This is a genomic window from Agromyces sp. NSFZ, assembly GCF_056156205.1.
Window position 1 is genome coordinate 4,070,062 of the sequence record NZ_CM149585.1, and the last position, 18,066, is coordinate 4,088,127.

Here is an 18,066-nt window from a genome sequence, read left to right on the forward strand (position 1 = left end):
GTGCTGCGGCTCAGCCCCGCTTGGCCCGCACGACGCGTCCGTAGAACTCGAGATGCGCCTGCGTGACCGCCACGTCGTCGAGCAGGCCCGGCGTCTGGGGGGCGGATGCCGCGAGCCGGGCGCGCAGGGCGGCATCCGCGTCGAGTCGGGCGAGTGCCGCCGCGAGCGCATCGACGTCGCGCGGTGGCACGAGGAGGCCGTTGACGCCGTCGGCGATCCACTCGGCGGGGCCGCCCTCGTCGGCGGCGATCACGGCGCGACCCGCCGCGAGGTACTGCAGCACGTTCTGGCCGAGCGGCTCGGCGCGGGTCGACGCCTGCACCGCGACGCCCCACCCGGCGAGCAGCGTGTCGACGTCGTCGACGTGCCCCAGGAAGTCGACGTGATCCGCGACGCCCAGCGTCTCGGCGGTGCGGTGAAGCTCGTCGAGGTGGTCCTCGTGGCCGAACGGCGCGTCGCCCGCGAGCTGGAGGCGCACGTCCCGGCCGCGGAAGACTCGGGCGAACGCCTCGAGGAGCAGGTGCTGCCCCTTCCACGGATCGATGCGGGCGAGCATGCCGACGGTGCGGAGAGGGCGGTCGGCTGAGGCTCGCGTGAGCGGCTCGCCGAGTGCCCCGCCGACTCGCAGCCCCGACGCACTCGGGATGACCTCCGCCACCGCATCCGGCCGCAGGTGCGGGCGCGCCGACTCGAGCGTGGCTCGCGAGTTCGCGATCACGCCGTCGGCACGCGGCAGCACGACGCGCACCATGAGCGCATGCCCCGGGCGGCCCAGCGCCTCGGGATCGACGAGGTCGCGCAGGTGCACGACGAACGGCTTCCGCGACCAGCGCGCGGCAAGCGCACCGTAGGCGGCCGCCCGTGCCGTGTTCGCGTCCACCAGGTCGGCGGTCGCGAACGCGCGCGAACTCCTCGTCAGGATGGCCTGCGCGATGACGCGAGCGCCGGTCGAGACTGCCGCGCGCGGGCCGCCCGAACTCGCACCGGCGGGCTGGCGAACCCCAGACATCCGCCTCGGAACGCTGGCCGGCACCTCGTCATAGACGCCGAAACCACCGTCGGGTGATCGGGCGAGCAGCAGGTATGGCGACCAACCGGGGCCGGCACGGAGCATTCGGAGCAGTGCGTATTCTGCGCCGCCGCCGACCGTGGTGTGGTCGAGGTGCAGCACGCGGAGGGTCACGCCTGGCGCCGGTCGGTCGGTGCGGATGCCGCGGCCCCTCGCTCGGGGAAGACGTACTCGGCGGCGTCCACGGCCTCACGGTACGCGGTGATCTCGGCGCGGGGCATGCCGAATAGCGCGCGGGCGAGCTCGGCGAGCGCGGGCACCTCCTCGCGCGCCATCTGCCGGTAGGCCTCGTCGTCCTTGCCCTGCGGGTCGACGATGTCGTCGTCGCCGCCGCGGGCGGCGATGCGGTTGTCGGCGATGGCGAGCACACGCGCCCGCAGCTCGGCGAGGGAATGAGGGGCGGGCCATTCGGGCAGTGCCGCGGCGACTCGACCGGCCTCGCGGATCGTGAACGTGCGCACGAGCGCGCCGGGAACGAGACTCAGAACGCTGTCGCGCTGGTCACGCGAGGAGACGAGGACGAGGTCGGCCGCGCGGACGTGTGCTTCGGTGATCTGGGCGGCACGATGATGCGACCCGTCGGCGCCGAGGGCTTGGGCGATGACCTTCGACCGGCGACCCATCGCGGAGCCGACCGGCGCGCCGAGGCCCGCGCTCGTGACGCGCACGTGACCGGCAGCCCCCTTGGGCAGGTACCAGTGTGCCCAGCGATCGAGCAGCACAGCACCGAGCGCCGAGCGATTCACGTTGCCCTGGCAGACGACCAGCACCGTGAACACGTCGCGATCCACCGCGTCACCCTCCTGGTCACCGCTGGTCCGTGCCCACTGCACGGATAGGGTTTCATAGGAGTCTACGAGGGAGGTGAGGTGCGCTCACTCAGGGTCTCGCACAGCGCGGTCGTCGACGAGTGGCGAGGTCGCGAGCGCGCGCTCACCGCGCTCGGCGTCGAGGTCACACTGCTCAGCGCGAGGCGATGGCACGCGGGCGGCACGCCCGTGACGCTCGCGCCTCGCGACGGTGAGCGAGTGGTCGGCGTGCGCACCTTCGGCCGGCACCCTGCGCTCTTCCTCTACGACCCGGGTCCGATCTGGCGCGCGCTCGGCGAGCGGTACGACGTCATCGACGTGCACGAGGAGCCCTTCGCCCTCGCGACCGCAGAGATCCTGCTGCTGCGCGCCCTTCGGCGGCACGCTCGGCGCACACCCGTGGCGCTCTACACGGCCCAGAATCTGCGGAAGCGATACCCGGCGCCGTTCCGCTGGTTCGAGCGGTGGGCGCTGCGCGCGGCATCCGGAATCTCTGCCTGCAACGCCGAGGCGGCACGCATCGTCGAGGACAAGGGCTTCGCAGGGCGGGCGCGGGTGATCCCGCTCGGCGTCGACGCGTTGCGATTCCGGCCGGCGGATGCCTCGGTTGCTGAGCTCGTCGAAGCGAGCGCCCCCAGCGAGCTCCCTTCGACGAGCTCAGGGAGCGATCGGATCATCATCGGCTTCCTCGGCCGCCTCGTGCCCGAGAAGGGCGTGCTCGTGCTGCTCGACGCCGTGGCCCGCGATCCGCGGCTGCGACTTCGGATCGCCGGCTCCGGGCCCCTCGCCCCAGAACTGGGGGTGCGTGCCGCGGCGGCCGGTGTCACCGACCGCGTCGAGATCATCGGATCGATCGATCCCGACGCCGTGGTCGACTTCTACCGCACCATCGACGTGCTCGCCGTGCCGTCGCTTCCGACACCGTCGTGGACCGAGCAGTTCGGCCGCGTCGCCGTCGAGGCGATGGCCTGCGGGGTTCCAGTGGTCTCGAGCGACGCCGGCGCACTGCCCGACGTGGTGGGCGGCGCGGGGCTCGTGGTGCCTGCCGGGGACGCGGCGGCGCTCGCGGAGGCGCTCGTCGAGGCGGGCGGCGGGGGGCCGCGTGCCGCCGAGCTCCGTGCGCTCGGGCTCGAGCGTGCCGCGACGTGCACGTGGGATGCCGTGGGGCGCGAGTACCTGGAGCTGTACCGATCGGCGCGGCACCAGGCATCCGACCGCGCCGTCTCCGGCGCCGCCGAGCGCGGCGTCGAGATCGTCGTCGTGGCCTACGGCGCCCCCGAGCTGCTGCGCCGGGCGATCGAGCCCGTCGCCACATTGCCGGTCACGGTGGTCGACAATTCGTCGATGGCCGAGATCGCGGCGCTCTGCGCCGAGCTCGGCGTGCGCTACGTCGACCCGGGGCGCAACGGCGGCTTCGCGGCGGGCGTGAACGTGGGGTTGCGCGACCGGCTCATGCCGGGGGCGGACGTGCTGCTCCTGAACCCCGACGCGGCGATCTCGACCGAGGACATCGCGGTGCTCGAACGGGCGCTGCGAGCGCGCGACGACCTGGCGAGCGTCGGGCCTGCGCAGGTCGACGAACACGGACACGTCGCCCGCATCGATTGGTGGCTGCCATCGCCGGGAGGCACCTGGCTCGAGGCGCTCGGGCTCGCCCGGCTGCGCCACGACCCGACGTACGTGATCGGATCGGTGCTGCTGCTGCGCGCCGAGGCGCTCGATCAGGTCGGCGAGTTCGATGAGCGCTTCTTCCTCTACGCCGAGGAGGCCGATTGGGCCTACCGCGCGCACCGGCTCGGCTGGCGTCACGCGGGCGTGCCCGACGCGCGCGCGGTGCATGTCGGCGCGGGAACGGGCGGCGACCCGCGCCGGCGCGAGGCGCACTTCCACGCATCGCAGGAGCGCTACCTGCGCAAGCATTACGGCACCCTCGGCTGGCAGTGGGCGAGGCTCGGCCAGCTCATCGGGGCGACGGCCCGTGCGGTCGCGCTGCAGGGCGAGCGCGGCCGGGCCGCGCGGCGTCGAGCGGCGCTGTACCGGCTCGGACCGGTACGGGTCGAGTCGCAGTTCCTGAGCGAGGCGGCAGCCGCATGACCCGGATCGTGCAGATCGTGCCGAACATCGGACGCGGCACCGGCGTCGCGGGCGTCGCGTGGCACCTGGAACACGAGCTCCGCGCCCTCGGCGCCACCGTCGAGCGGTTCAGCTTCGAGGATGCCCTACGCCACCGACCGGTGAGGTGGCCGAAGTACACGCTGCTCGCCCGCATCCGCGGCGGTTGGCGCATGGTCTGGTTCAGCACCATCGGCACGCTCCGGGCGAGGCGATTCCTCGCCGAACGCCCAGACGCGCTCGTGATCTGCCACAACAACGTGATGGCGGGCGACGTCTACGTCAATCACGGGGTGCTCCTCGCGTCGATGCGTGCCCGCGGCCGCTCGGCCTGGGGCATCTACCGCAATCCCGTGCACGTCTTCATCTACCTCCGTGACCGCATCCGCTACCGTGGCCGCACGCACCGCGTGGTCGTCGCCCTGTCGGAACAGGACGCCGCGGACCTCCGCGCCACCTACGACCCGGTCCGCCCTCGTGTGGTGGTGATTCCGAACGGGGTCGACCTCGACCGTTTCCGCCCACCGACGCCCGAGGAGCGACGGCGCGCCCGCGACGAGCTGAAGCTCGGCACCGAGGAGCGCGTCGCGGTGTTCGTGGGGCACGAGTTCTCGCGCAAGGGCCTGTCGTACGCGATTCGCGGCCTCGAGCACGCGCCGAGCGTGCTGCTCATGATCATCGGCGGCAACGACGACATCATCGCCGACGCGTACGACGAGGCGAAGCAGCACGGCGTCGGTGATCGCGTCCTGTTCCTCGGCCCGCGCTCCAACCTGACGCAGTTCCTCGCGGCATCCGACTTCTTCGTGTTCCCGAGTGCCTACGAGGCGAACGCGCTCGTGGTGCTCGAGGCGCTGGCGAGTGGGCTGCCCGTGGTGACCACGTCGACGGGATTCGCACCCGACATCATCGTCGACGGCGAGAACGGGTTCCTCGTCGAACGCGACCCGCGCGTGGTGGGCGAGCGGATGGAGCAGCTCGCGAATCTCGACGACGCCACGCTCGACGAGTGGCGCCGCCGGGCTCGCGCGTCGGCCGAGCCGTACGACTGGCCGCGGATCGCGCGACGGTATCTCGACCTCGCCGAGGAACTGCTCGCCGAACGCGAGTCGGAGGCGTCCCTCGTGGGACGGGCGGGCGGATGACCCGCATCGTGCAGATCGCCCCGACGATCGAGCCCGGCAGCGGCGTCGCGGGCGTCGCCCACGCGCTCGAGCGGGAGTTCCGAGCGGCGGGCGCGACCGTCGAGCGCTTCACCGCAGCCTACGCCGGATGCGACCTGGCGCGACCGCACCGCACGACCTTCGGGCTGCGCCTCGCGCGCGCCCGGAACGTGGTCTGGTTCAGCACCGTCGGAACCCGGCGCGCGCGCCGGTTCCTCGCCGCCCGGCCCGACGCGGTGTCGATCTGCCACAACGACGTCATGGCCGGCGACGTCTACGTCAACCACGGGCTGCTGCAGGCCGCGATGCGCGCCCGCGGCCGGTACGCGTGGCGCATGGTTCGCAATCCTGTGCACCTCTTCACGGCGGCCCGCGACCGGATCCGCTACCGGGGCCGCACCCACCGGGCCATCGTGGCGCTCACGAGCACCGAGGCGGAGCTGCTGCGCGACACGTACGGTCGCGTGCGCCCGCCGATCCACGTCATTCCGAACGGCGTCGACCTCGACCGCTTCCGTCCGGCCGGTCCGGCCGAGCGCACAGCGGCCCGTACGGCCGTCGGCATCGACGATGACCGCACGGTCGCCGTGTTCATCGGGCACGAGTTCGAGCGCAAGGGTCTGTCCCTCGCCATGGCGGCGCTGCGAGCGGCATCCGGGGTCACCCTCCTCGTCGTCGGCGGCTCGCCCGACATGATCCGGCGATCGGGCGGGCGGGCACACGAGCTCGGCGTCGACGACCGCGTGGTCTTCGTCGGCACGCAGCGTGACGCCGTGCCGTACCTCTGGGCCGCCGACGTGCTCGTGCTGCCGAGCGCCTACGAGGCGAACGCGCTCGTCGTGCTCGAGGCGCTCGCGTGCGGCCTGCCGGTGGTCTCGACGCGCGTGGGCTTCGCCCCCGACCTCATCGTCGATGACGAGAACGGATTCCTCATCGAGCGCGACGCCGCGGCGCTCGGCGCCCGGCTGGCGGAGCTCGCCGCCCACCCGCTCGACGCGTGGCGTGAGCGGGCACGGCGGACGGCGGAGCGTTACTCCTGGCCGCTCATCGCCCGTCGTTATCTCGAACTCGTCGATTCGATCCAGGCCGAGCGAGCGACCGAGTCGAGCGGGCGGCTGCGCATCCTCCACGCGATCCGCTCCGACGGCTTCTCCGGCGTCGAGCAGTTCGTGCTCCGGCTCGCGGTGCAGCAGGCGGCCGATGGCCATGCGGTCACGGTGATCGGCGGCGCGACCGACCGCATGCGGCCGGGGCTCGACGCGGCCGGCATCCGTCACGTCCCCGCAGCGCGCACCATCGAGGTCACGCGCGCCGTGCGGCGACTCGGTCGCGAATTCGACGTGGTCAACACGCACATGACGGCGGCGGATGTCGGCACGGCGGCGGCGTTCTGGTTCACCCGCAGGGCACGCCGGCCGATCGTCGTCGCAACCCGGCACTTCGCGAAGGCCCGCGGCCGCGTGGGGCCGGTGCCGATCGGCATGCTCGTACGGCGGCGCCTCGACGGGCAGATCGCGATCAGCCGGGCCGTCGCCGCCGCCGTCGACGGACGCAGCACCGTGGTCCACACGGGCGTCGAGAACCGGCCGCTGCGCGACATCGCCCTGCGGGAACGTGTCGTGCTCATCGCGCAGCGACTGCAGCCAGAGAAGCGCACCGATGTGGGCATTCGTGCATTCGCGGCATCCGGGCTGGCCGACGACGGCTGGACCTTGGAGATCGCGGGTGCCGGTCCTGAGCGCACCGCGCTCGAACGGCTCGCGGACGAACTCGGAATCGGCGACACGACCCGGTTCCTCGGATACCGCGCCGACCTGCCTGAGGTCTTGGATCGCGCCGGCATGCTCATCGCACCGTGCCCGGTCGAGGGGCTCGGGCTGACGCTTCTGGAGGCGATGGCCGGCGGAGTCCCGGTCATCGGCGCAGGCGCCGCCGGGCATCTCGACGTGCTCGCCGGACTCGACCAGCGCACGATGTTCCCGCCCGGCGATGTCGACACGGCCGCCCGCAATCTGCGATCGCTGGCCGAAGACGAACCCGGCCGCAACGCCGTGTCGCTCGCGGCGCGCAGGCGTCAGCAACAGGAGTTCTCGCTGCGCAAGCAGTCGGGGGCGACGGAAGCCGTCTATCGAGGCGCGCGATGACCGACCTCGTCGTGATCTCGCTCGAGGCGTGGGACGACGTGTGGCGCCGCAACCAGCATCTCGTCGCAGGCCTGCTGCGATCGGATGGTTCCCTGCGCGTGCTCTTCGTCGAGCCGCCTGCCGACCCGACGCACGACCTGCGATCGGGCCGGCGCCCATCGTTCGCGCGAGGGGTGCAGGAGATCCCGGAGGTCGCGCCCGGCCGGCTCTTCACGGTGCGGCCCGTGAAGTGGCTGCCACGTCGGCTCGACGCCCGCGCCGATGAACGTCTCGCGCGTTCCGTGACGCGGGCGGCCGACTCGATCGGCATGCGACAGCCGTTGCTCTGGATCAATGATCCCGGCGCGGTCATGCTCGCCGAGCGGTCGGGCTGGCCGACGCTGTACGACATCACCGACGACTGGCTTGCGGCCGATCGACCGCCCGCGGAGCGGCAGCGTGCCGCGGTGAACGAGGCCCGACTTCTCGATCTCGCCCGTGAGGTGGTGGTGTGCTCACCCGAGTTGGCGCGTCGCAAGGGTGCGAACCGGCCCGTCGTGCTCATCCCGAACGGGGTCGATGCAGATCGCTACCGCCGCCCAGCACCGCGGCCCACGGACCTGCCCGAGGGGCCGGTGGCGCTCTATCTCGGCACGGTGCATCCGGACCGCATCGATGTCGGCCTCTGCGAGGCGACCGCACGCGCTCTCGGCAGGGCGGGCACCCTCGTGCTCGTCGGTCCGAATCTGCTCGGCGTCGAGCAGTCGGTACGGCTGCGCGAAGCGGGGGTGCAGCTGCTCGGCCCGCGCCCGCGCGATGCCGTCATCGGCTATCTGCAGCACGCCGACGTGCTCGTGGTGCCCCACGTGGTGACTGCCTTCACCGACAGCCTCGACCCGCTGAAGCTCTACGAATACCAGGCTGTCGGCCGCCCCGTGGTGTCGACGCCTGTCGCAGGGTTCCGGGACGCGGATGACCCGCGCGTCACGATCGCTGCCGATGACGCGTTCGCAGCGGCGGTCGTCGCGGCGGTGCCCGCGACGTCTCGTTTCCCAGAGGGCGCCGACGGGCTCGTTGCGGACTGGAGCGAGCGTGTCGCCGCCATGGCCGCGGCCGTGCGACGACTTGAATCCTCGACGCGAGGATAGCCTCCTGCAATGACTCACGCCTGCTCGCTCGAGCAGGCGTGAGTCACGGCAGAGTGACCGTTCTGGCTGAGGTGCTCAGGCTACGCGGGCTCCTCGCCACACAGCCCGGACTCCGGGTCGCAATCCGGCGGAGAGTCGATTCGCTCGGACTTCACGGCATTGGCTTCGTTCAGGTCATCGATGGTGTACCACACGTACAGCCCATTCGCCGAGTTCCCGGTCGTGCCTTCGGGCCAGACGAACTCCTGCAGGGGCGAGCAGCCTGAATTGCCCGTGATGGGAATGATGACCGGGAAGTCTCCGCTGGCAGGCACCAAGTGCTTGTTCGACTGGTTCTCGATGTCCCAGACGTACACGTTGAACCCCGGAACAGTCACGTCGTCGCACACGTTCGTGACGCAGATCCCGAGGTGGTACTGCTTGTCGTTCTGTCCTTCACCGGGACACTTGCAGCTGTCCCCACTGAAGGAGAAGTCGGGCACGCAGCTTGCTGCGAACGCGGGTGCCGGTGCTGCGATCGCAACAGCGGGCACCGCCCAAGCCATCGCCTTGGCGACGGTGCGCCGGCTGATTCCCGGCTTCTGTTCTTCGACGTCACTCATGTCGTGCCTTCCTCTGCTGTGTGGGGTGATCGCAAGTTCGAGAGTTTCTCAGGCAACTCTAGAGGTTACATGCTCCATAGGTCGAGCGCGAGAACATCTCGAGATCACCCTCATTCGGGGGGCTCGGCGGAGTTTAATGCGGTTCAGCGCCCCGCGAGCGCGAGCTCCGAGTCACGTGCGGACGAGCACTCTGGTCTCGATGAGGCTCTCCACGGCATCGGAGATGACCGAGGCGACGTCCACGCCGGGCGGCGGCTCAGGGAGCTCTCGCCGCGCGATCTCCTCCAACTCCGCCTTGGTGAGACCGTCGGCGGCGAGCCAGAGGGTCGGACCGACTCCCGCGAGCACGACGACACGACCCGAGACGAGAACGATCAGGGACTCATCCACAAGAAGTGCGTCGATATAGGTCCCCCGCCAATGCGCACCAGGTTGCGCAAGCGGTGAAGCATCAGATGCTCCCACATCACGACGCGAGGAGCAATCGCAGTCGCGTTGGGACATTTTCGGGACGTCCGTGAGAATCGGCATTTCAGCGTCGACCATTCGAAGCACGTCATCGATGACGGGCGGCAGGGACGACGCCTCGGAATACACGACCCGGCGCAAGCCGCCCGTCGTGAGGATCGCTTCGAGCAGGGTGCGGAGCGGCCGCTCGAGCGACGAAAGGTGACTCGTCTGCGGGACGAGTTCGGACAACGCCTCGATGAGCGGCACTGATTCCACGAACGGCTGCTCGACATCGGGCCGCCGGTCGAGCAGCACGAGCGCCGCCAGGCGAAGGCCGCCGACCGGTGCCCCACGCAGACCGAGCGTCGAGGCGGGCTCCGTGACCTTCACATCAGGCCGCACGCCGATCGACAGCGGCTTCGGGTAGGGGACGACCGAACCGTCGCCGAGCACCGCCAGCGTCTCGTCGGTCACGTAGCCGTAAGTGCTGCCGAGCACCTGGGCCACCGTGGTCTTCCCGCGGCCTGACGGCCCGACGAAGCCGATCACGCGCCCGTCGTCGAGGGCGACGGCGCTGGCATGGAGCATGAGCGCTTCGCCGCGAAGCCCGCCGATGGCTCCGACCGTCACCTCCGAGGTGATGCGCTGGGCGAGCGCCTCAGGCGAGTCCGCACGGATCGCGTAGGCATCGCGGGATCGGACTGAGTGATCACGGAGGCCGGCTCGGACCACTCGGATGGGATCGCCACCACCATCGTGGGCGAGGTCGGTCCAGTGCGCTTTGATCCGCTCCTGGTCGGCGGTGCTCAACGAGTCGTCGAGCTCGATGCGCACCGTGCTCGCCAGCGCACGCACGTCGAAGGCAGTTGGCATATTGGGAGCCTACTCGCCCGTGTGCCCATCATGGTCGTCTGCGGCCACTGTCGGAGCGCCGGGTGGCCCGTTCATCTAGTCTTGGTACCGCATGCCCGCCTGACGAGCGCAAGGAGGCGATCATCGGTCCAGATGTCGCACGCCTGAGGCTGACGATTGCGACCATGGCGACCGACAGCCCCATGGGAGCGCAGCTCTACCAGGAGCAGGTCGCCGGTCGCGCCGCCGACGCACTCCAGAGCGTCGACGACCGTGAATGGGAGATTCGTCGAATCGTTGCCCGCTCACTCCGTTCGAAGCTTCCCGGCAACCGTCGTATGCCGGTGAGGCGAGTCGTCGCGGCATCCGCCGGAATGCGTCGGAGCCTCGGAAGACTCCTCTACGGCCCTGACACGGTCACGCACCGCATGAACCTCGAGCTGCCGCCCGGCCCGGGCGCCGATGTGATCACGATCCACGATGTCGTCGCGTGGCGGTTTCCCGACGAATCGCCGCCCGTGCCTGCTGCGATCGAGGAGGCGCGACGGGCCGCTGCCGTCATCTGCGTGTCGGAGTTCAGCGCCCGCGAGGCTGTCGAGTTGCTCGGGATCACCGATCCCCACGTGGTGCACAACGGCGTCGAGGATCGATTCTTCGACGCGGCGCCGCTCTCGGGCGACATCCGCCGGTCACTCGGAATACCCGAGGAGTACGTCCTGCACGCCGGCGGGGCATCCCGTCGGAAGAACCTCGAGGCCCTCGCGGAGGCGTGGCCGCTGGTGCGCCGGGAACGACCGGGTCTCAGTCTCGTGCTCGCCGGGCCGCCGCACCGCCGACGTCATGACCTCTTCAACGGCATGCCTGGAGTCGTGCTGGCCGGCAGATTGCCGGACGAGGTCATGCCCGGCCTCGTCGCATCGGCGCGAGCCGTCGTGGTGCCCTCCGTCTACGAGGGATTCGGACTGCCCGCTCTCGAGGCGATGGCGGCGAACGTGCCCGTGGTCGCCGCGATGACGAGCTCGCTGCCCGAGGTCGTCGGAGACACCGGCATCCTCGTCGACCCGACCGGCGGAGGCATCGCGGGGGGCCTGCTCGACGCGATCCGCGGCGACTCGACCGGTGCGCTCGTGCGGGCGGCGCGCGAGCGAGCCGCCCGTTTCACGTGGGAACGGTGCGCCGAGGGACATGCCCGCGTGTGGGCGTCGCTCGCCTGATCGACGTCAGGCGCGCCCGAGGAGCACGCGAGGCAGGCCTTGCGGGAACCGGGCCGAAGAGGGAAGCGCCCGAGGCAGCAGAGCCGCCGAGGCTTCGAGCGCGTCGCAGGACGCCTCCACCGTCGCCCGGGGCGCGGCCGTGGCCGATGAGAGCAGCTCAGCGAGCGACATCGCGGGGCCGAACGGCACGAAGCGAGTCGACCCCGGGGTGACCACCGACTCGTAGTCCCGGAACTTGAACGCACCGCCGCCGAGGGGTGGTTCGAGTGTCGTCCACACGGCGGGAATCCCGTAGGCGTCGGCGGTCACGAGCCCGTGCAGCGACGTCGTGATGACGGCGCCGCTCGCGGAGATCTCCCGAATCACGCGTTCGGCGGTCTGGTGCACATCGACCACGCGAACTCGGTATCCGGCGGTCTCGGCCAGGGACAGGAACGGCACGTGCGAACGGTGGTGGCCGTGGGGAACGAGGGCGACGTCCCACCGCAGACCGGGTCGCGGGCGGTGTCGCGCCACGAGGATCCCGGGGTCGCCGAGTGCCACGTCGTCGGGCGCACCGATCAGCTCATGGGTCAGGTGCCCCCGCACCGCGAGCACCTGAGCGCGCGGCAGGGGATGCGGCTCGCCGCTCATGAGGCCGCTCCCCCAGATCACACCGTCCCAATCGCTGGGGAGGAACTCCAGGATGCTGCCCACGCCGGCCAGCCGCGCCCGCGTTGCGACTCGGTGTATCGGCAACACTCCGTAGTTGGGAAGGAGCCACGGCGTGAGGTCGTCACCGAAGTTCGGATGGCCGTCCCACCAGTGCGTGGGCACCACGATCCCGTCACGCCACATCGGGCGCCGTGTCGCGGCGACCGCGATGCGCCGGAGCTGGCGGAGGCGTCGAGTGAGCGAGCCGGTGTAGCTCATACTCAGCCTTCGCCTCGACCCGGCGTCGCGGCATACAGTTCCTCGTAGGCGTGCGCGACCCGCGCCCACGTGAACTCGCCCACCCGCTCCCGTCCGGCGGCAGCAAGTTGTCCTCGGAGGCCCTCGTCGCCGGTCACCCGCGACATCGCTTCGGCGAGTGCGAGCGTATCGACCGGGTCGACGAGGACCCCATCGACCCCATCGCGAACGAACTCGGGCGCGCCGCCCCGGCTCGTCATGACGAGCGGGGCTCCGCTGCGCCATGCTTCCAGCGCCACGATGCCGAAGGCCTCCATCCGGCTGGGGACGACCACCGCGAGCGAGTTCGACATCGCGTGCGCGACTGCCTCGGCGTCCAGCCTGCCCGTGAACTCCACGCGAGTCCCCAGGCCGACCTTCCCGGCCGCCGCCTGAAGAAGCCTCCGCTCGGGACCGTCGCCCACGATGACGAGGCGGATGTCGCGATCGAGGTTTGCTCGGGCGAATGCGTCGATCAACAGATCGAACCCCTTCATGCGGCCGAGTCGGCCGACACCGAGCAGGTACCGCCCCTTCGGGGCCCGGCCCTCGTCGCCGTCGACGCTGCCGAGTACGACGCCGTTCGGCACCACCGTGCCACCGACGAGACCGTGGTTGGCCTGCAGGTCGTCGATGACGAACTGCGACGGTGCGGTGACGTGCGCTGCGCCGGACAGGCTGCGGCGCAGCGCCCAGCGGAGCAGGGCCGATCGCGCGTACAACGAGTGATCGTCAGCGACGGTCTCGCCGTGCGACGTGATGATGAGCGGGAGCTTGAATCGCCGACTCAGGGCGAGCGCATAGGCACCGTTCGGACCGAAGCAGTGCACATGCACGAGGTCGGGTTCGAATTGCCGCCGCGCATGCGCCCATCGTCGCCACGCTGATGGAAGCCGCGTCAGGAAACGCAGAACAGCCCCTGGCGACGCGGCCGGGAGTGGGGTCGGCAGGTACCGAACGGTCACGCCTTCGGATTCTCTGACGCCGAGCGACTCGCCTCGATCGACGGTCCATACCTCGACCTCGACGCCATCGACCTGCAACTCACGGGCCACCTGGCGCACGTGCTCCTCGACCCCGCCGACGTATGGGGTGTACGAGGAGCTCACGAGCGCCACTCGGAGACGCGAGTGGCCGACCTCGCCCATCGTCGTGTCGGGAGTCGTTCGGTGCACGTGTCAGCTGCGACGTCCGCCGGCCCGGCGCGCGGCGGCGGGCGTCTCGCTCACCGGAGCATCCACGGAGGAATCGGTATCGGCGCGCGGGACGGCGGGCGTCGGCGGCTCGGCGGGGAGGACGTCCGCCTTCGCCTCGGAGGACGAGTAGTCGCGCCGATACTCGTACGAATAGGCCGCCGCATCTGCTCCGCGCAACGGCGCCCGGTTCAACACGACGCCAAGAGCGCGTCCGCGCGCCTTGTGCAAGGTGTCGAGGGCCTTATCGAGCAGGTCGAACGTCGTCTTTCGCAGGGTGACCACGATCAGCGCGCCATCCGCCTGATGCGTCAGCACCGCCCCATCGGTCACCGGGAGCAGCGGTGGGGCGTCGATGATCACGGTCGCATGCTTGCTCAGGTCGGCGATCAGCGCATGCATTCGCTCGGATCCGAGCACCTCGCTCGGGTTCGGGGGCACGCTCCCTGCGGCGAGCACCAGCAGGTTGCTCGACCTCGGCGTGCGCTGCAGCACCTCGACGAGCGAAGCCCGTCCGGCCAGCACGTCACTGAGCCCAGCGCCTCCGGGCAGCCCCATCGTCTTCGCGACCATTGAACGACGCAGATCGCCATCGACGAGGACCACGGTGCTCCCGCCCGCCGCGAGCGTGAGGGCGAGGTTGCATGCGATCGTCGACTTGCCGTCTCCTGGGATCGGGCTGGTGACCACGATCGTCTTCGGCGGGTGGTCGACATCCATGAACTGCAGGTTGGTCCGCAATGATCGAAGTGCCTCTGAGACCGCGAACGTATTGTTCTTGCCACCGGTCTCCGACGAAGATTCGATCAGCCGGTGCTCGTCGTCGAGGCCCGGCACGATCGGAATCGTTCCGACGACGGCGACGCCGGTACGCTGCTCCACGTCATCCGCCGCGCGGATGCGCCGGTCCGACACCGTGCGAATCATCGCGAACGCGATACCGAACCCGAGACCGAGGACGCCTCCGACGATCACGGCCGTCTGCACGTCGGGGAAGCTCGGTGAGGAGGGCAGCGACGCCTCGTCGCCCGGGAGGATCGTCACGGGAGCCGAGCCGGGGCTGCCGTCGCCTTCGATGCTGTCGATCTGCACCTTCATGGCATCGATCCAGGCTTCGGCGAGCGCTCGAGCGGACTCCGGTGACGAACCCCGCGCGCTGACCTTGATGAACGTCGTGTTATCGGGGTTCGACACCTCGACCCGCGTCACGAGCTGTTCAGGCGTGGTGTTGAGGTCGAGTTCCTCGATCGCGTGTTCGGCAACGCTGCGCCACGCGGCGATCTCGAGGTAGGTGGGTACCTTGGACCGTGCGAGCGCGTCGCCAAGCGAGGTCGTGCCGAGATCTCCCTCGCCCGTCGACGAGACGTAGCCGCTCGCACCCGCGACGTAGACGGGTGTCTGCAGCAACGTCCACCCGTAGCCGGCGCCCGCTCCCACGACCGTCATCAGGAGGATGGCGACCCAATGCCTGCGCAGACCACGTAGGTAGTCGCGTAGCTCCATGCAGCCTCCGGTCGTGTCTGCGCCCGCCACACTGCGGCTGAGCGTATCCGAGTTGGGCTCAATGCTATGCCAACGATCTGCAACTCGCGCGCGGGCCTGAGCACAGCGAGTCAGCGCACTCGAACGCTCCGGGGCGGAGCATCCGCGACACCTGCGTGGGCGCCAGACTCGGGCGGCACGCTGCGCTGCTCATGTGCCATCGCCCCGAGGCAGATGCCGGCGATGACGAACGGGATCGACACTGCAGCGGCGGTCCAGAAGAGGTCGAACTGCGCCTGTACGATGCGGGCGAACGTGACCGCGACCGCGAGGGTTCCGAAGCGTGGGTCGACGCGCCAAAGCACCACGATGATGCCGAGCCACATGACGAGGAAGCCGATGAGACCGACAACGCCGGCTGAAGCGAGCACCTCCACCTCGGCCTGCGGCGGCTGGAACGGAACCGAAGAATCGTTGTACCAGTAGCGAAGTCCGTGGCCGAACACCGGCGACTCGCGCCAGTAGTGGTAGACCTCGCGGAACCAGCTGAGTCGCTGGAACACGGAGTTGTGCTGATTCTGCGACTCGACCTGCTCGATCACCATGCTGACGATGAGCCATGCTGCCGGGATCAGGAGCAGATAGACGAAACGTGAACGCCCGGTCACCCTCCGCCGGACGACGGCGATGATGACGGCGGCCATCAGGCCGATGAGCGCTTGGCGGGACTGCGAGAGCAACAGGGCCCCGACCAGCAACCAGAATCCCGTCCGGGCCCAACCTCTGGTCCACCCCACCCAGTCGGGGTTGATGTAGACCACAGCAGCGGCGATCGCCGTCACCGTTCCCACGAAGTTCTTGTGCATGGCGAATGGCCACGACGGGTACACCGGCCCGAAGTCTCCCGACGCGTACGCGATCACACCCTCGACGACGGTGATCACGGCAATGACGCACGCCGCTCCGACGATGAGTGAGAGCCCGAGACGCGCGTAGCCCCCCGCGCCGACGGCCCACCCGACGACGAGCGCCCCCGAGACGAGCAGCCATGCGTGGAACCACTCCACGGTGTTCGAAACGTAGGGATTGACGATGACGGTGAACAGGGTCGTGAACTGGTAGAAGAGGTTCAACCAGAGCAGTTGTCGCAACGGCTGGCTGAACGGACGCTTGCCGAGCAAGACGGCGGTTCCGAAGGCAGCCGCGAGGGCGAGATCCGACAACGACAGGCCGGTGCCGCCCAAGCCGACTCGCTGCACGATCAACAGGCCCGGCATCGCCATGAGCACGATCGCGAGGGGCTGAGATCGGGACACTGCGGCACCGATGACGAGCGCCGCTATCGCCAGGGCGGTCATCGAACCGTTCTGGATGCCCCGGTCGAGCACGAGGTAGGTCGCGGCAGCTGCACCTACCGCCATGAGCACCCAACGCCAGATGCCCGCCCACCAGTCGACGATCCGCTCGCGCCAGATCTCTCTGCGCATGCTCGTCGAAGTCATGCCCCGGCCCCTCGGTCTGATTCGGTCAAGTATCGCACCCGTTCCGCACGATGCGCTCGACTCAGCCACCACGCTTGAATGTGACGATGCAGCAGAGACACCGGCAACGGCGCAGCGTGCCATGCCATGCGGCAGTGAGCCGCGGGTGGGTATCTGGAGAAGAGCTCGGAGATGCTGCGGTGTGCTTCCAGTGCGTGGCACGCACCCAACGCTGACACGCGGCGCTGCGGTTCATCTCGAAGTCACTCTGCCTCGCATCGCACAAGCAGCTTGCGCCTGATCAGTTCATCGATGAACGTCGCCACGAGCGGCGCGATCTCCTCGGTTGCTGAACCTGTCAGTTCTGATACGCGCTGGGCGACACTGGTCGTGCGCTTTGCGTCAGTCGCGGCAATCCAGATCGCGGCAGAACCATTCCCCAGCACCAGAATCGGTCCCAACGGAAGTTGTGCCAAGTAAACGGTCGAGTCCTCGACAACGAACCCGAGCTGCGGTGGCGTTGTGTACCGTTCGACCCGCTCGACCGACATCGGTTACCCCCGTCTCCTTCGGCTGGAGGGAAGGACTGATCGGATCAACTCACGGAGCGCTCGCGCGGGACGTCTGAAGAACTCGAACACGATCTCGTGCTTCCTTGGATGTCTGCCGAGTCGGTGCGAAAGGCGCTCGAGATTCACCAGCGGGGCGCGGGCTGCCACGAGCAACGACTCACGGGTATTCGAAGCCGCCCGCACGCGGCCCCACCATTCAGCAGAGCGGCTGCGCCCCTCGGTCATTGACTTCCAAAGGCGATACCGCCGATCGTGCCGCCACTCCTCGAGGCTTCCGGTTGCAGCGGCGAACCCGACGCCGGCGTCCAGCTCGACGACGAGGCTTCGGATGGCCGGCTCATGCTCGTCCCATACCGCCGGGTCGATCACTGCAAGCCCTTGCCCCGCGCGGCGTCGCGCCGAGTTGAGCATGAGCACGAGCGCCTGTGCAGGAATGCTGGGCACGAAACAGCGCACACCTGCGATTTCGACGACCTGACGTTCCTCCCAGAGCCGCTCGAATGCCTCCTTCGGCGCGAGATCGATGCCGGGAAAGAATCGGTGCAAGTCGAGATAACCCCACTCTCGGTGCAGATACGTCTGCGCATGACCGAAAGGGGAGCCGTGCACGAATGTGCTGTAGAGCTCCCAGCCTGCCCGCCGAAGGGCGGTGTCGAATTCCGTGACGTGATCTGGATGAATCATCACATCGACATCTGTTCCGCCGCGAGCGGCGCTCATGACGGACGGTGCCACGGCCGCCCCCTTGATATGGAGCAGTTGAACGCCGACGCTTTCGGCAAGCACCTGGACGCTGGCGTGGGCGAGTCGAACACGCACGGCGAGTGGTACCGCCAGCAGTGCTTCGCCGCCAACTCCCACGCGTC

Annotated in this window: 15 protein-coding genes; 5 read left to right on the forward strand and 10 right to left on the reverse strand. The window is 69.6% G+C overall.

Translation table 11 applies throughout. From position 1 onward, the window contains the following. Positions 1 to 10 precede the first annotated feature (10 nt). A complete protein-coding gene (locus ACVFI9_RS19365) occupies positions 11 to 1,183 on the reverse strand; it encodes a glycosyltransferase (RefSeq protein WP_474763805.1) in 1,173 nt (390 codons plus the stop codon). Then, entirely contained in the window at positions 1,180 to 1,860 is a 681-nt protein-coding gene (locus tag ACVFI9_RS19370; RefSeq protein ID WP_474763806.1) for an arsenate reductase/protein-tyrosine-phosphatase family protein, read from the reverse strand. Before ACVFI9_RS19370 ends, ACVFI9_RS19365 begins: the two co-directional genes overlap by 4 nt. A gap of 78 nt (positions 1,861 to 1,938) precedes the next feature. Between ACVFI9_RS19370 and ACVFI9_RS19375 the strand changes: the two genes are divergently transcribed. The 4 genes from ACVFI9_RS19375 to ACVFI9_RS19390 are packed head-to-tail and all read left to right on the forward strand — an operon-like array spanning position 1,939 to position 8,424. Further along, positions 1,939 to 3,972, forward strand: coding sequence for a glycosyltransferase (locus ACVFI9_RS19375; protein ID WP_474763807.1), 2,034 nt, complete (start codon positions 1,939 to 1,941; stop codon positions 3,970 to 3,972). After that, a complete protein-coding gene (locus ACVFI9_RS19380; protein ID WP_474763808.1) occupies positions 3,969 to 5,135 on the forward strand; it encodes a glycosyltransferase family 4 protein in 1,167 nt (388 codons plus the stop codon). Before ACVFI9_RS19375 ends, ACVFI9_RS19380 begins: the two co-directional genes overlap by 4 nt. Continuing rightward, positions 5,132 to 7,297: a glycosyltransferase family 4 protein gene (locus ACVFI9_RS19385; RefSeq protein WP_474763809.1), complete on the forward strand. Its 2,166-nt coding sequence runs from the start codon at positions 5,132 to 5,134 to the stop codon at positions 7,295 to 7,297. The genes ACVFI9_RS19380 and ACVFI9_RS19385 overlap by 4 nt, the downstream gene beginning before the upstream one ends. Further along, entirely contained in the window at positions 7,294 to 8,424 is a 1,131-nt protein-coding gene (locus tag ACVFI9_RS19390) for a glycosyltransferase (protein WP_474763810.1), read from the forward strand. The genes ACVFI9_RS19385 and ACVFI9_RS19390 overlap by 4 nt, the downstream gene beginning before the upstream one ends. 80 nt (positions 8,425 to 8,504) lie before the next feature. Here ACVFI9_RS19390 and ACVFI9_RS19395 read toward each other — a convergent pair whose 3' ends face one another. Both ACVFI9_RS19395 and ACVFI9_RS19400 read right to left on the reverse strand, forming a co-directional pair. Continuing rightward, positions 8,505 to 9,026, reverse strand: a complete 522-nt coding sequence (locus tag ACVFI9_RS19395; protein WP_474763811.1) for a hypothetical protein — start codon at positions 9,024 to 9,026, stop codon at positions 8,505 to 8,507. A gap of 171 nt (positions 9,027 to 9,197) precedes the next feature. Beyond that, positions 9,198 to 10,310, reverse strand: a complete 1,113-nt coding sequence (locus tag ACVFI9_RS19400) for a PqqD family peptide modification chaperone (protein WP_474763812.1) — start codon at positions 10,308 to 10,310, stop codon at positions 9,198 to 9,200. 203 nt (positions 10,311 to 10,513) lie between these two features. Between ACVFI9_RS19400 and ACVFI9_RS19405 the strand changes: the two genes are divergently transcribed. Next, positions 10,514 to 11,542, forward strand: coding sequence for a glycosyltransferase family 4 protein (locus ACVFI9_RS19405; protein ID WP_474763813.1), 1,029 nt, complete (start codon positions 10,514 to 10,516; stop codon positions 11,540 to 11,542). A gap of 6 nt (positions 11,543 to 11,548) precedes the next feature. Here the strand turns inward: ACVFI9_RS19405 and ACVFI9_RS19410 are convergent, their stop codons facing one another. From ACVFI9_RS19410 to ACVFI9_RS19435, 6 genes are all read right to left on the reverse strand, one after another. Then, positions 11,549 to 12,454, reverse strand: a complete 906-nt coding sequence (locus tag ACVFI9_RS19410) for a polysaccharide pyruvyl transferase family protein (protein ID WP_474763814.1) — start codon at positions 12,452 to 12,454, stop codon at positions 11,549 to 11,551. A 2-nt stretch (positions 12,455 to 12,456) separates the two neighbouring features. Beyond that, positions 12,457 to 13,647: a glycosyltransferase family 4 protein gene (locus ACVFI9_RS19415; protein WP_474763815.1), complete on the reverse strand. Its 1,191-nt coding sequence runs from the start codon at positions 13,645 to 13,647 to the stop codon at positions 12,457 to 12,459. Positions 13,648 to 13,650: 3 nt separating this feature from the next. Further along, complete coding sequence (locus ACVFI9_RS19420) at positions 13,651 to 15,168, reverse strand: tyrosine-protein kinase domain-containing protein (RefSeq protein WP_474763816.1); 1,518 nt, start codon at positions 15,166 to 15,168, stop codon at positions 13,651 to 13,653. Positions 15,169 to 15,278: 110 nt separating this feature from the next. Further along, positions 15,279 to 16,649 (reverse strand): O-antigen ligase family protein, encoded by a 1,371-nt coding sequence (locus tag ACVFI9_RS19425; RefSeq protein ID WP_474763817.1) that lies wholly within the window; start codon positions 16,647 to 16,649, stop codon positions 15,279 to 15,281. A gap of 242 nt (positions 16,650 to 16,891) precedes the next feature. Beyond that, entirely contained in the window at positions 16,892 to 17,179 is a 288-nt protein-coding gene (locus tag ACVFI9_RS19430) for a hypothetical protein (protein WP_474763818.1), read from the reverse strand. 3 nt (positions 17,180 to 17,182) lie between these two features. After that, positions 17,183 to 18,061, reverse strand: coding sequence for a nucleotidyltransferase family protein (locus tag ACVFI9_RS19435; protein ID WP_474763819.1), 879 nt, complete (start codon positions 18,059 to 18,061; stop codon positions 17,183 to 17,185). Between the last annotated feature and the right edge of the window lie 5 nt (positions 18,062 to 18,066).

Excerpts from the sequence above, each read along its gene's own strand:
- ACVFI9_RS19420 (WP_474763816.1), bottom strand. The coding sequence starts at position 15,168 with ATGGAGCTACGCGACTACCTACGTGGTCTGCGCAGGCATTGGGTCGCC.
- ACVFI9_RS19405 (WP_474763813.1), top strand. The coding sequence starts at position 10,514 with ATGGCGACCGACAGCCCCATGGGAGCGCAGCTCTACCAGGAGCAGGTC.
- ACVFI9_RS19385 (WP_474763809.1), top strand. The coding sequence starts at position 5,132 with ATGACCCGCATCGTGCAGATCGCCCCGACGATCGAGCCCGGCAGCGGC.
- ACVFI9_RS19390 (WP_474763810.1), top strand. The coding sequence starts at position 7,294 with ATGACCGACCTCGTCGTGATCTCGCTCGAGGCGTGGGACGACGTGTGG.
- ACVFI9_RS19395 (WP_474763811.1), bottom strand. The coding sequence starts at position 9,026 with ATGAGTGACGTCGAAGAACAGAAGCCGGGAATCAGCCGGCGCACCGTC.
- ACVFI9_RS19425 (WP_474763817.1), bottom strand. The coding sequence starts at position 16,649 with ATGACTTCGACGAGCATGCGCAGAGAGATCTGGCGCGAGCGGATCGTC.
- ACVFI9_RS19430 (WP_474763818.1), bottom strand. The coding sequence starts at position 17,179 with ATGTCGGTCGAGCGGGTCGAACGGTACACAACGCCACCGCAGCTCGGG.
- ACVFI9_RS19380 (WP_474763808.1), top strand. The coding sequence starts at position 3,969 with ATGACCCGGATCGTGCAGATCGTGCCGAACATCGGACGCGGCACCGGC.
- ACVFI9_RS19410 (WP_474763814.1), bottom strand. The coding sequence starts at position 12,454 with ATGAGCTACACCGGCTCGCTCACTCGACGCCTCCGCCAGCTCCGGCGC.